This window comes from Rhodococcus sp. G6(2025), assembly GCF_058628105.1.
This window is the reverse complement of record NZ_CP179750.1, coordinates 7915238-7927933: the sequence shown is the minus strand read 5'-3', so window position 1 is coordinate 7927933 and position 12696 is coordinate 7915238. Positions and strand designations below refer to the sequence as shown.

Below are 12696 nucleotides of genomic sequence, written 5' to 3'. Positions count from 1 at the left end.
CCCGGGCCACTCACGGGTGGCGGAGCCGGCTGTCGGCGAACGTGTTGAGCGCACCGGCCAGCTCTTCGGCCCGTGCGCTGGTGACGGTCAGCCGGTCGCCGCACGCGGTCGTGACGATCACGGCGGGACCGGTCCTCGTCACGACGCCGTAGTTCCGTCGGCCCTTCACCTTGAGTCCCCAGCCGCCGAAGTCGTCGAACGGCTTGATCACGTCGACGCGGGCGCCCTCGATCTCGTCGATGCCGTACTGCAGGGCGGTCATGCCCATGTTCACCACCCGGATGCCGGACGGATCGACAATGACCCGGAAGCGGAGCAGGCTCACGATCAGCAGCCCGACGGGAAAGAACACCGTGAGCGGCCACCACCCGTCGACGAGCAGGCAGACGGCGACAGCGGGCGCGACACCGAGCAGCAGGAGCAGCACCAGCGAGCCGACGGTGCCGAAACCGACCGTGTCCGCGACCGTCGCCGGGTCTTCGGCGCGCGGCAACCGGGGGTCGGGAGGACTGGTGGCGGACACCCGGGGCCGGTAGTCGCGCAGCAGGGCGGCGCCGAGCAGGCCGACAATCGCGCCGATCACGACACCGACGCCGAGCGACCACAACGGAAGTTCGGTACTCGAGACGTCGGTGACGTCGAGTTGGACGTAGAGCAGCACCACCTGCACGGTCAGGATCAGACCGACCACGGACAGTCCGACGACGAGCATCGTGCGGCGCATCATCAGCATCGCCTGGGCCAGTGCGGCGATCGCGGCACATCCGCCACCGAACAGGACTGTCACCAGGGCAAAGGTCCAGGCACTGGACATCGGGGTGGAGAAGCCGTCGGGCGAGGTGGTGGTCCAGTGGGTGGCGATCTCCGCCGGAAGCCGCGGTTCCCAGACCTTCGTCAGGATCACCCCGAACAGGGCGGCGACGACCGGCAGCAGGAGACCGAACACTGCGCCTGCGGGGTCGACGACGCGCGAGGACTTCAATGGACGGGCCGTCGGCAGCCGGTCAGGACGGCTGGCAGGCGCCCTTCAGCGAGCACGCACCGCAGGAACTGCCGCACCCGCCGGTGTCGGCGGCGGGCACCGCCGCGGCGGCACGGGCACCGAGTGATCCGCCCGTCGCCGCGGTGAGAGCGGCGGCCACGACGCTGACGAGGACGGCACCGATTCCGAAGACTCCGCCGATCAGGATTGCGGCGATTCCGCCGATGACGAGGAGCCCGGCCGCGGCGAGCAGGGTGGGCCCTGCGACCTTGTTGGCCAGCGCAAACGTCTGATCGTCGCGCATCGTCTCGGGGGTGCGGACGCCCGCCCACCGGTTGCGCGGGAGGCGCTCGGCGAGGCCTGCAACGGCGACACCGGAGACAGCGACGGCGAGCACGAACAGCACGGCGGAGGCAATCAACACGAGACCAGGATACGGCGGACCCGGACGCGCAGGTGAGCCCGGGTGGGGTGAGGCTCTACCCTGGTTGACGGTATCCCCCTAATTCAGAATGTCAGCCAAGTAGATAGCGACCACAGTGACCGAGCACGTGCAGCCCGCCAACCCGTCCGACGCGACCCCGCAGCACCGCTACACCGCGGAGCTCGCCGGCCAGATCGAGCAGCGCTGGCAGGACCGGTGGAGCGAGGAGGGCACGTTCAACGCGCCCAACCCGGTCGGTCCCCTCGCCGGCGACGTTCCCGCGGACAAGTTGTTCGTGCAGGACATGTTCCCTTACCCGTCGGGGACGGGTCTGCACGTGGGTCACCCGCTCGGCTACATCGCCACCGACGTGTTCGCCCGCTATCACCGCATGCAGGGCCACAACGTGCTGCACACCCTCGGCTACGACGCGTTCGGTCTGCCTGCCGAGCAGTACGCGGTGCAGACGGGTACGCACCCGCGGACCACCACCGAGGCCAACATCGTCAACATGAAGCGGCAGCTGCGCCGCCTCGGGCTCGGCCACGACGAACGCCGCACATTCGCGACCACCGACACCGACTTCTACCACTGGACGCAGTGGATCTTCCTGCAGATCCACGACGCGTGGTTCGACAAGGAGGCGGGCAAGGCCCGGCGGATCTCGGAGCTCGAGGCCGAGTTCGTGTCGGGCGTGCGGTCGCTGGAGGACGGACGGGACTGGGCGTCGCTGTCCGTGTCCGAGAAGGAGGCCGTCCTCGACTCCTACCGCCTCGTCTACCACTCCGATTCGATGGTCAACTGGTGCCCCGGTCTGGGCACGGTGCTGGCGAACGAAGAGGTCACCGCGGACGGTCGCAGCGACCGCGGCAACTTCCCCGTGTTCCGTAAGCACCTGCAGCAGTGGATGATGCGCATCACCGCGTACTCGGACCGTCTGGTGGACGACCTGGAGTACCTGGACTGGCCCGAGAAGGTCAAGACCATGCAGCGCAACTGGATCGGGCGCTCGCACGGTGCGCAGGTGAAGTTCCAGGCGGACGGTCATGAGATCGAGGTGTTCACGACGCGTCCGGACACGCTGTTCGGCGCGACGTACGTGACGCTGGCGCCGGAGCACGAACTGGTGGACGACATCGTCGCGGCCCAGTGGCCCGAGGGTGTCGATTCGCGCTGGACCGGTGGTGCCGCTACGCCTGCCGAAGCGGTTGCGGCGTACCGGAAGTCGATCGCGGCCAAGTCGGATCTCGAGCGTCAGGAGTACAAGGAGAAGACGGGCGTCTTCCTCGGTACCTACGCGGTGAACCCGGTGAACGGGCTCGAGCTGCCGGTGTTCATCGCCGACTACGTCCTCACCGGCTACGGCACGGGCGCCATCATGGCTGTCCCGGGTCACGACCACCGCGACTACGAGTTCGCGACCGAGTTCGGTCTCGATATCGTCGAGGTCATCTCCGGCGGCGACCTCACCAAGGACGCGTACACCGGCGACGGCACAATCGTGAACTCCGATTTCCTCGACGGGATGAGCGTCGCCGACGCCAAGAAGGCGATCACCGACCGTCTGGAAGCGGACGGCACCGGCAAGGGCACCATCCAGTACAAACTGCGCGACTGGCTGTTCGCCCGCCAGCGGTACTGGGGCGAGCCGTTCCCGATCGTGTACGACGCCGAGGGCAACGCGCACGCCCTGCCGGAATCGTCTCTGCCGGTGGAGCTCCCGGAGGTCGAGGACTACGCACCCGTGTCGTTCGATCCGGACGACGCGTCCTCGGAGCCCTCTCCCCCGCTGGCCAAGGCCGTCGACTGGGTCAACGTCGAACTCGACCTCGGCGACGGACTGCAGACGTACCGCCGCGACACCAACGTGATGCCGCAGTGGGCCGGCAGCTCCTGGTACCAGCTGCGGTACATCGATCCCACCAACCCGGACGTGTTCTGCGACAAGGAGAACGAGCGGTACTGGACGGGTCCGCGCCCGGAGCTCCACGGACCCAACGATCCCGGCGGCGTCGACCTGTACGTCGGCGGTGTCGAGCATGCGGTGCTGCACCTGCTGTACTCGCGGTTCTGGCACAAGGTGCTGTTCGACCTCGGCTACGTCACCTCGAGCGAGCCGTACCGCCGCCTGTACAACCAGGGCTACATCCAGGCGTACGCGTACACCGATGCGCGCGGCGTGTACGTACCCGCGGACGAGGTGGAGGAGAAGGACGGCAAGTTCTTCCACCAGGGCATCGAGGTCAACCGCGAGTACGGGAAGATGGGCAAGAGCCTCAAGAACTCCGTGTCGCCGGACGAGATCTGCGAGGAGTACGGCGCCGACACGCTCCGCGTGTACGAGATGTCGATGGGCCCGCTGGACACGTCCCGCCCGTGGGCGACCAAGGACGTCGTCGGTGCGCAGCGCTTCCTGCAGCGTGCGTGGCGTGTGGTCGTCGACGAGGAGTCCGGTGCAGTGCGCGTCACCGACGATGCCCCGACGGAGGACACGCTGCGCGCGCTGAACAAGGCGATCGCCGGTGTGAGCGAGGACTACACGGCCCTGCGCGACAACACGGCGGCAGCCAAGCTGATCGAGTACACCAACCACCTCACCAAGGCGTACCCCGGCGGTGCCCCCCGCTCGGTGGTGGAGCCGCTGGTGCTGATGCTGGCACCGCTGGCCCCGCACCTCGCGGAGGAGTTGTGGTCGCGGCTCGGGCACGAGAAGTCCCTGGCCCACGGACCGTTCCCGGTGGCCGAGGAGAAGTGGCTGGTGGAAGACACCGTCGAGTACCCGATCCAGGTCAACGGCAAGGTCCGCAGCCGCGTGACCGTCGCCGCCGACGCCCCGCGCGAGGAGATCGAGAAGATCGCGCTGGCCGACGACAAGATCGTGGCGCTCCTCGACGGCCAGGATCCCCGCAAGGTGATCGTCGTTCCCGGCAAGATGGTCAACATAGTGCGCTGACGCACCCGTGAGTACTTATTAACCACCGGCGGTTAACAAGTACTCACGGGTGGTTTGATACATGGGTGCAACTCGTGATCGAGGCAACCGACCTTCCCGGATCGTCGTGCCCGCCGGGAGCCAATTTCCCCGGCTACGACAACATCCACGTGGCGGTGCAACGCCGCGGTGCACACGGCGACCTACTCGGTCTGCAGTCGGGAGACGCGACCGCGGCGCGCTGGGTTCTCGACTGCACGGCGACCCCGACGCCGACGGGTCTCGACATCACCGGACCGTACGTGCAGGGCCGGCCGGGCGCGCGGTTCGTCTACCTGTCGTGGGGGACGCTCGATGCCGACGGCCGATTCGACATGTTCCGCCGGGCGAAGTTGATGTGGGACGCGGTGGATCCGGCGACTGCGGCCGCGGCGTCGGCTGCCGGCCGCATCACGGCGCGTCTCGGGCTCACCGACGCCCGGGGAAATCCGCTGTGCGCGGCGGTGCGTCCGCCGTTGGTCGAGTGGTCGGCGTAGCCGATCGCCGTACCCCCTGCGCGTAGGGTGAGGGTATCGGCGGCACTTCGTACGCGAACGCCCGAGATCGCGTCGCCGCCGACAGAGATATCGGCCGCTTTGCGGCCGAGGCGGGAGCGTCGTCATGACGCTACAACAGGATCGCAACTTTCCCGGTCGTCTTCACGGCGCCCATACTCGTGGCGGCCCGGCGCAGTCGCCGCGGCTTCGGTTGAAGCCGGAGGCGCCCGGTGCCGGCACGGTGGACGGCGCCTGGTGGCCCCGGTCCCGTGACCTGACCGTGGAGATTGCGGATCTGGTTGCGCTGGTGGCGGTTCGGATGGGTGTGGTCGATCGGGTCGTGTACGACCTCAAGGCCTGGCTTCCTGCGCCGCGCCGGGTCATGGTCGCGGGACGATCGGTGCATCTCGACGGTTACGAGTACCAGCCGCTCAACACCCTGTACGTGAGCGGTCTGAAGCGGACGAGGTTGACGCTCCTGGTGGTGCCTCCCGAGGCCGATGCCCGCTATGCCGACTCGACGATGCATACGGCCGCCAACCCCAACAGTGCCCTGACCGCCGACGAGTTGCTGATGTCGGGCATCAGGGATGGCTTCGACCGCACCGCGAGCGCGAAGGGACGTGAACGATGACGCACGACGACAACATCACGCATTCCGGTCGTGGGCTGGGACTTTCTCGGCCGGCCGACGGTGGGCAGCCTTTCGACGCACCCACCCGGACCCCGAGGCTGCTCCTGCGCGCTCGCGGCGAGGTGTCGGAGGGCGTCGACGGGGCGTGGTGGCCCCGAACCACCAATCTGACCACCGAACTGCACGACCTGATCAGCGCGTTGACGGATCGAGTGGGAACGACCGAACGCGTCGCCTTCGATTGGAACTCGCTGAGCATCTCGCAACGCGGCATCGACCGGCGGGACGGCATCGAGGTGTCCGGCCCGGATCCGGATCAGCCGACCGACATCATGTACGTCTTCGGTACCGACGGACGTCGCCTCGACATCTTGATCGTCGGGCCCAATACCGACGCCGACAACGCTTTCGAGGCGATGAAGAGGGCTGTGGGTCTCGCTCCGGACCAGTAGTCGTTATCGGCTCTCGGCGTCGTGGAGGGCCGGTGACCGATCGACGTGACGGGGACGCTTCTCCCGCATCCACGGCAGTGCTGCGGACGCGATCAGGACGACGGCCATTCCCGCCCACTGCACCGGCGACAGTTGCTCGCCCAGCAGAATCTGTGCGGCCAGTACCCCGACCACCGGTTCGAGCAGTCCGAGGAGGCTGACCGAGGCCGAGCCGAGCGCGCGCACCGCGATGAACGAGCAACCGATCCCGATGGGCATCAGCAGGAGCCCCTGGAACAGAATGGACCCCCACCCGCTGGGCGCGAACGTCCACGACTGTCCGTCGACGACGGCGATCGTGCCGGTGGCGATTCCGGCGCCGAGTGACGCCAGTCCGCCGGCGGCAACGGGGCTGACCTGGTGCACCCATCGTTCCCCGACCACCAGATACACGGCGTACCCGGCGGCGCTGAGGAGGGCGAGTATCGCCCCGTTCAGGGCGACGGCGGAGCCGCCCGCGCCTGCGACGAGCGCGATGCCGCCGGACATCGCGAGGGCCAGCACCAACTGACCGCGGTGGATCCTGTTCCGGGTGAGCACCCAGACCAGCGCCATCACGAACAGCGGGTAGATGTGGACGATCACGACCGCGATCTGGGCGCCGGTAACCCGCACTGCCGCAAAGAAACACAGAAGCTGGATTCCGAACAGTGGGCCGCAGACGACGCACAGCCCGACAGCGGACTTCCAGGTCACGCCCGTCAGTCGTCCGGTGGACCAGGCCAGGAGTAGCAGGAGTGCGGCACCGACGAGGCTGCGGAGGCAGACGAGGACGGCCGGCGACACTCCACCGGCGTAGCCGATCGCGGCGAACGTCGGGGTGAGTCCGTAGGCGACCGCGGAGGCCGCACCACATCCCCAGGCGACGGCACTGCGGCCGCGGGTGGTGCTATCGCCCATGGACTCGAACGCGTCGAGCGGTCCGCGGTGGTCGGGTCACCATGTCCGCGGCGCGACGAGTTCGTCGTGAACGAACTGCACGAGAACCTCTTTCATCGCGGCGACGGTCATGTTCGGGGCGCCGGTGAGCACCTGGATGGCGGTCCCGTCGGTGAGCGCGGTCAGCCGCTGCGCGATGGTCTCCGGGTCGACGTCGGTGCGGAAGATCTCCTGGCGTTGTCCGCGCCGGACGATCTTGACGACGGTTTCGTGCCAGCGCGCGTAGTAGGTGTTGTGGAACGGGCGGAGTTCGGGTCGCAGCGTGGCCTCGGCCCAGAACTGCAGCCAAATGGACCACTCGTCGCGCAGCGGCCCGACGCGGGGCAACTGCATGTCGATCAAGCGGAGCAGCCGCTCGTGGGCGTTGTCGATCGCTTTGAGTTCGCGGCTCTGCCGGTCGAACGCGTTGTCGATGGCGTGGCGGAGGGCCGCCGTGAGGACGTCGCTCTTGCCGGGGAAGTAGTAGTGCACCGCCCCGGTGCTGGTGCCGACGACCTGTGCAATGTCGGAGATGCGGACCGAGTGGTATCCGCGCTCGGCGATCAGCTGAGCCGCGGCATCGAGTATCGCCGTTCGGCGCGCGTCCTCGGTGAGTTGAGCGGTCACTGTCCCTCCTTCGATGGTCATCTGACTGATCTATCAAATCATACGCCTCAAACTGACGCATCAGTCAGACGAAGCATCCTCTGAGCGAAAGGCGCCGAATCCGGACATCGCCCTCCATAATAGCAGGTCAAGCCACTTCAACGAGCAGCGGAAGTATTCGGTCCGTGAGTCAGTTTCCGCAAAAACCTTGACATGTGTGGGCTGCATCACGGTATAACTGATGCATCAGTCAGACCCCCGGGTCGGAACGGCAGCGACGAGAGGCGAACGCTCGATGGAATGTGAGAACCCAGGTGGAGGCGCCGGGCAGGTGCTGCGCCCCGACGTCCATCGCGGGCGGGTGGCACTGATCACCGGTGGAGGCACCGGGATCGGACGCGCGATCGCACTGGACATGGCGAGGTGTGGAGCCGACGTCGTCATCAGCGGCCGCCGGTCCGAGCCCCTCGAAAAGACCGCCGCCGAGATCGAGGCGCTGGGCGCCCGGGTGCTCGCAGTGCCCGCCGACATTCGCGAGGAAGAGCAGGTGACCGACCTGGTCGACCGCGCGCTCGACACGTTCGGCCGGATCGACATCCTCGTCAACAACGCGGGCGGCCAGTTCGCGGCGCCGGCCGAGGACATCACGAGCAAGGGATGGCGCGCCGTGCACCGCCTCGCCGTCGACGCCACCTGGGCGGTCACCCGGGAGGTCGCCGTTCGCGCGATGATTCCGCAGCGGTCGGGATGCATCTTCTTCATGGCGTTCTCCCCGCGTCGCGGAATCGCATCGATGGTCCATGCCACCTCCGCTCGCGCCGCCCTCGAGAACCTCGCCTCCGGACTGTCGCTGGAGTGGAGCCGGTACGGAATCCGGTCGATCTGCATCGCCCCCGGCACCATCGCGACGGAGGGCATGGAGGGCAACTACACCGAAGAGGCCCGCGCGCAGTGGACGTCCGCGGTTCCGCTCGGTCGCCTGGGTACGGCCGAGGACGTCTCCGGAGTGGTCACATTCCTCGCCTCCCCCGCTGGCAGTTACGTCACCGGCACCACGCTGGTGATCGACGGCGGCGCCGACGCCTGGGGTACGGGCCATCCCGCTCCGAAGGTCGAGGAGACGCGATGAGCACGATCACCGACCGCGACCTCACGGCACTGTTCGACCCCCGGTCGGTCGCCGTCCTCGGTGCCAGCAACGACGAGACGAAGTACGGCAACTGGATCAGCGTTCAGGCCCTCCGCATGAAGGGCAGCCGGTCGGTCCACCTCGTCAACCGGCGCGGTGAGCGCATCCTGGGACACCCCTCGCTCCGCAGCCTGTCGGAACTCGACGAACGAGTCGATCTCGTCGTCATCACCGTTCCGGCACAGGGTTTCGAGGAGGCCGTGGACGACGCCCTCGCGGCGGGCGCCACCGCGATCGTCGGTGTCACCGCCGGTTTCGCCGAACTCGGTGCTGCCGGAAAGGCTGTGCAGGATCGGGTCGTGGAGCGGGTGCGAGCGGCCGGAGCCGTCCTGCTCGGGCCGAACTGCCTCGGTGTGCTGGACTCGAGCACCGCGCTGACGCTGGCCTCGAACCCGCTTCCGGCCGGACGGGTCGCGCTGCTCTCCCAGAGCGGCAACATGGCACTCGAACTCAGCCAATTCCTCGAGGCCCGCGGGCACGGGTTCTCCCGGTTCGCCTCGCTCGGGAACCAGGCAGACCTCGGCGCCGCCGACCTCATCCGCTCCTGCGTGGAGCACGATGACACCGATCTCATCGCCGTGTACTGCGAGGACTTCGGAGACGGACGCGCATTCGTCGATGCCGCCGCCCAGGCTTCGCGGGCCGGGAAGCCGGTTCTGCTGCTGACGGTGGGTGGCAGCGAGGCCTCCATCCGCGGGGCGCAGTCGCACACGGGATCGCTGACGTCCGACAGCGCGGTCATCGACGCGGCCTGCCGGGCCGCCGGGGTGTACCGGGTGTCGAGTCCACGGCAGTTGGCGGACGTGGCGGCCACACTCCTCGGGTACGGACCTGCGGAGGTGCACCGGGTCGGCGTCATCGCGGACGGCGGCGGGCACGCGGGTGTCGCATCCGACGTCGTCGAGGCAGCCGGACTCGCCGTGCCGGAGTTCACCGCCGACATCAGCAGCGCACTGCGCGCTCTGTTGCCGCCGTCCGCCGGGGTGACGAACCCAGTCGACCTCGCCGGCGCCGGGGAACAGGACATCACCTCGTTCGTCTCGGTCCTCGACACCATCCTGCAGAGTCCGGCCGTCGACTCCGTCCTGCTGACCGGATACTTCGGCGGCTACGGAAGTTACGGCGAGAACCTCGCGCGAGCGGAGGTCGACACCGCCCGTGCGATGGCCGAGACGGCGCGCACCCACGGCAAGCCGGTCGTCGTACACACGATGCATCCCGACAGCGCCGCGGCCCGGGTCCTGGCCGACAGCGGAGTCCCGGTCTTCCGGGCGGTGGAGGATGCCGCGGGTGCGCTCGGGGTCATCGCGGAAACCGCTGCGCCGCAGCATCCTGCGGGCGGGGAGAGTGAGCCGGCCGAGCCGGTCACCAGCGACGCCTACTGGGACGCCCGCGAACTCTTCCGCGGTGCGAGCGTCGAGTTCCCGGAAGCGCAACTGGTGCGGACGTGCGCCGAGGCGGTGTCAGCGGCAGACAAGGTGGGGTACCCCGTGGTCCTGAAGGCGATGGGGCTGCTGCACAAGTCCGACTCCGGCGGGGTGGCACTCGGCTTGGAAACCGCGCAGCAACTCACCGACGCGTTCACGCGGATGGACGGCTCGCTCGCCGCGCCCGCCTACTGCGTGGAAAGCATGGCCGACCTGAGTGAGGGAGTCGAACTCATCGTGGGCGTCCAGACCGACCCGCGATTCGGACCCGTGGCGATGGTGGGCCTCGGCGGTATCTTCACCGAGGTCCTCGCCGACGTCGCCTTCGCACTGGCGCCCGTCGATGCGGAGACCGCCCGTGGTCTGCTCGACAATCTGCGGGCGTCCGCTCTGCTCCGAGGGGTTCGCGGCAGGCCCCCGATCAACCTCGACGCGGCCGCGGACGCCATTGCCGCCGTCACGGCCGTGGCCACCGCGCACCCCGAGATCGCGGAACTCGAGATCAACCCGCTGTTCGTCACTCCGAAGCACGCCCTCGGACTCGACGCACGCATCGTCCTCAACACATCGAACACCAACTGACACAAGGAAGTTCTGACACCATGGAATTCGCATACAGCCCCCGCCTCGCCGACCTCAAGGAGCGCGCACGCGCCCTGACCGACACGATCATGCAGTTCGAGGACGAGTGCGAAAGAAACAACGGAATTTCCGACGAATCCCACGCCACCATCAAGGCTGCCGTCCTCGCATCGGGTCTGCAGGCGATCAACACCCCCGTCGAGTACGGCGGTGCCGGACTGACGGTGCTCGAGCAGGCCGTCGTGCAGGACGAACTCGGCAAGCTCACCAACGCGCTGTGGGACACGGTGTGGCGGCCCGCGAACCCGCTGACCCACGCGACCCCCGAACAGCGGGAGCGCTACCTGATTCCCGGTGCCCGTGGCGACCGCCGCGACGCCGTCGCGATCTCCGAGGCCAACGCGGGCTCGGACTTCTCCGCGGCGAGCACGACCGCGACCCCCGACGGCAACGGCGGGTACATCATCAACGGCGAGAAGTGGTTCGTCACGGTCGGTGACGTCGCCGACTACCTCATCGTGCTGGCCAACGTCGAACCCGAGCACGCCGCAACGATCTTCCTGATCGACGTCGACACCCCGGGTGTGAAGATCAAGCACATCCCCCGCTACACGCACACCTTCGTCTACGAGCACCCCGAGTTCACGTTCGAGAACGTGCGCGTCGGAGCCGACGCCGTCCTCGGTGGCATCGGACAGGGCCACGACCTCACCCGCGACTGGTTCACGGAGGAGCGGCTGATGATCGGCGCACGCACGATCGGTGCCGCCGAGCGGGCGCTGAAGTTGGCCGTCGACTGGGCGCGGGAGCGGGTGCAGGGCGGCGAGCCGCTGATCAACCGTCAGCTGATCCAGGGCATGATCGCCGACTCCGTCGTGGACATCACCACCAACCGGGCACTCACCCACCAGGTGGCGTGGGAATTCGACCAGGCCGACCCTGATGATGCCGATCTGCGAAAGACGCTGCACGCCAAGGCCGCGACCGTGAAGCTGGCCGCCTCCGAGGCGTCGAACCGGGTGGTCGACCGGGCCGTCCAGATCTTCGGTGGGCGCGGCTACATCCGCGACTACCCCGTCGAGCGGCTGTGGCGCGAACTGCGCGTCGACCGCATCTGGGAGGGCACGTCGGAGATCCAGCGCCTGGTCATCGCGAACGAGGCCAACAAGCGGGGTCTCGACAACCTGCTGTCCTTCCGCTACGAGGCCGGGGAGAAGTAGCACGATGTCGACCGAGAACGCCGGGACCGTCGATGTGCGCCGCGACGGCGACGTCGCCGTCGTCACCCTGAGGCGCGAACAGAAGCGGAACGCGCTGTCCACGCACATGGAAGCCGAACTGCTCGGCGCACTGGGGTCACCCGAGGTGAAGTCCAGTCGTGCGGTGGTCCTCACCGGGGGCGACTCGGTGTTCTCGGCCGGCGCGGACGTCACCGAACTGCGGGAGATGACGCCGGAGGCGATCGCCGAGTACTACCGGACCTCCGGGTCGGTGTACGAGGTGCTCGCGGCTCTCCCGCAACTCACCGTGTCCGCGATCACCGGCTACTGCCTCGGCGGCGGGCTCGAACTGGCTCTCGCCACCGACATCCGCGTCGCCGATCCGTCCGCGGTCTTCGGGTTCCCGGAGATCGGAATCGGGATCCTCCCCAGTTCCGGTGGGGTCACCCGCATCACCCGCATCGTCGGGGCGGGCCGTGCCCGCGACCTCGTCCTGCGCGGACGGCGCTTCGATCACACCGACGCCGAACGCTGGGGCGTCGTCAGTGAGATCGCCCCTTCCGCGGAGCACGTGAAGCAGGCGCTGAGCATCGCGCACGAACTCGCGGCGTATTCGCCACTGGCGCTGAGCATCACCAAGCAGGTGCTGGACGTCAGCGCCGACTCCCCGCATCATGCTTCGCTGCTGCTCGAGCAGCTCGCCTACTCGGCGCTGAACAAGACAACCTCTTAGCGGTACCGGCCGAGTGCGGCCG

The 12696-nt window shown here is 68.1% G+C and carries 12 protein-coding genes; 8 read left to right on the top strand and 4 right to left on the bottom strand.

Annotated elements, in window-relative coordinates; all coding sequences use genetic code 11:
• Positions 1 to 10 precede the first annotated feature (10 nt).
• Positions 11 to 982, bottom strand: a complete 972-nt coding sequence (locus ACLIVD_RS36740; RefSeq protein ID WP_491931686.1) for a DUF1648 domain-containing protein — start codon at positions 980 to 982, stop codon at positions 11 to 13.
• 22 nt (positions 983 to 1004) lie between these two features.
• A complete protein-coding gene (locus ACLIVD_RS36735) occupies positions 1005 to 1406 on the bottom strand; it encodes an SdpI family protein (RefSeq protein ID WP_280783036.1) in 402 nt (133 codons plus the stop codon).
• Positions 1407 to 1521: 115 nt separating this feature from the next.
• Between ACLIVD_RS36735 and leuS the strand changes: the two genes are divergently transcribed.
• From leuS to ACLIVD_RS36715, 4 genes are all read left to right on the top strand, one after another.
• Complete coding sequence (gene leuS, locus ACLIVD_RS36730; protein WP_491931685.1) at positions 1522 to 4359, top strand: leucine--tRNA ligase; 2838 nt, start codon at positions 1522 to 1524, stop codon at positions 4357 to 4359.
• A gap of 65 nt (positions 4360 to 4424) precedes the next feature.
• Positions 4425 to 4874, top strand: a complete 450-nt coding sequence (locus ACLIVD_RS36725) for a DUF5990 family protein (protein WP_491931684.1) — start codon at positions 4425 to 4427, stop codon at positions 4872 to 4874.
• Positions 4875 to 4998: 124 nt separating this feature from the next.
• Positions 4999 to 5508, top strand: a complete 510-nt coding sequence (locus ACLIVD_RS36720; RefSeq protein ID WP_280783033.1) for a DUF5994 family protein — start codon at positions 4999 to 5001, stop codon at positions 5506 to 5508.
• Positions 5505 to 5960: a DUF5994 family protein gene (locus ACLIVD_RS36715; RefSeq protein ID WP_283334668.1), complete on the top strand. Its 456-nt coding sequence runs from the start codon at positions 5505 to 5507 to the stop codon at positions 5958 to 5960. The genes ACLIVD_RS36720 and ACLIVD_RS36715 overlap by 4 nt, the downstream gene beginning before the upstream one ends.
• 3 nt (positions 5961 to 5963) lie before the next feature.
• On the opposite strand, the gene ACLIVD_RS36710 is transcribed toward ACLIVD_RS36715, so the two are convergent.
• Together ACLIVD_RS36710 and ACLIVD_RS36705 are read right to left on the bottom strand one after the other, a co-directional pair.
• Positions 5964 to 6899, bottom strand: coding sequence for a DMT family transporter (locus tag ACLIVD_RS36710; RefSeq protein WP_280783031.1), 936 nt, complete (start codon positions 6897 to 6899; stop codon positions 5964 to 5966).
• Between the two features lie 36 nt (positions 6900 to 6935).
• The gene (locus ACLIVD_RS36705) at positions 6936 to 7565 is read right to left on the bottom strand and encodes a TetR/AcrR family transcriptional regulator (RefSeq protein WP_005249163.1); all 630 of its coding nucleotides are present in this window, start codon (positions 7563 to 7565) and stop codon (positions 6936 to 6938) included.
• 253 nt (positions 7566 to 7818) lie between these two features.
• Here ACLIVD_RS36705 and ACLIVD_RS36700 point away from each other — a divergent pair, with 253 nt between their 5' ends.
• The 4 genes from ACLIVD_RS36700 to ACLIVD_RS36685 are packed head-to-tail and all read left to right on the top strand — an operon-like array spanning position 7819 to position 12674.
• Positions 7819 to 8652 (top strand): SDR family NAD(P)-dependent oxidoreductase, encoded by an 834-nt coding sequence (locus ACLIVD_RS36700; protein ID WP_011596223.1) that lies wholly within the window; start codon positions 7819 to 7821, stop codon positions 8650 to 8652.
• Complete coding sequence (locus ACLIVD_RS36695; RefSeq protein ID WP_491931683.1) at positions 8649 to 10721, top strand: acetate--CoA ligase family protein; 2073 nt, start codon at positions 8649 to 8651, stop codon at positions 10719 to 10721. The genes ACLIVD_RS36700 and ACLIVD_RS36695 overlap by 4 nt, the downstream gene beginning before the upstream one ends.
• 20 nt (positions 10722 to 10741) lie before the next feature.
• Entirely contained in the window at positions 10742 to 11941 is a 1200-nt protein-coding gene (locus ACLIVD_RS36690) for an acyl-CoA dehydrogenase family protein (protein WP_491931682.1), read from the top strand.
• A 4-nt stretch (positions 11942 to 11945) separates the two neighbouring features.
• Positions 11946 to 12674, top strand: coding sequence for an enoyl-CoA hydratase/isomerase family protein (locus ACLIVD_RS36685; protein ID WP_491931681.1), 729 nt, complete (start codon positions 11946 to 11948; stop codon positions 12672 to 12674).
• The last annotated feature ends 22 nt before the right edge of the window (positions 12675 to 12696 follow it).

What these genes read in the sequence shown, in the direction of transcription:
- ACLIVD_RS36720 (WP_280783033.1), top strand. Translation starts at nt 4,999, where the DNA reads ATGACGCTACAACAGGATCGCAACTTTCCCGGTCGTCTTCACGGCGCC.
- ACLIVD_RS36685 (WP_491931681.1), top strand. Translation starts at nt 11,946, where the DNA reads ATGTCGACCGAGAACGCCGGGACCGTCGATGTGCGCCGCGACGGCGAC.
- ACLIVD_RS36715 (WP_283334668.1), top strand. Translation starts at nt 5,505, where the DNA reads ATGACGCACGACGACAACATCACGCATTCCGGTCGTGGGCTGGGACTT.
- ACLIVD_RS36690 (WP_491931682.1), top strand. Translation starts at nt 10,742, where the DNA reads ATGGAATTCGCATACAGCCCCCGCCTCGCCGACCTCAAGGAGCGCGCA.
- ACLIVD_RS36700 (WP_011596223.1), top strand. Translation starts at nt 7,819, where the DNA reads ATGGAATGTGAGAACCCAGGTGGAGGCGCCGGGCAGGTGCTGCGCCCC.
- ACLIVD_RS36695 (WP_491931683.1), top strand. Translation starts at nt 8,649, where the DNA reads ATGAGCACGATCACCGACCGCGACCTCACGGCACTGTTCGACCCCCGG.
- ACLIVD_RS36710 (WP_280783031.1), bottom strand. Translation starts at nt 6,899, where the DNA reads ATGGGCGATAGCACCACCCGCGGCCGCAGTGCCGTCGCCTGGGGATGT.
- ACLIVD_RS36705 (WP_005249163.1), bottom strand. Translation starts at nt 7,565, where the DNA reads ATGACCATCGAAGGAGGGACAGTGACCGCTCAACTCACCGAGGACGCG.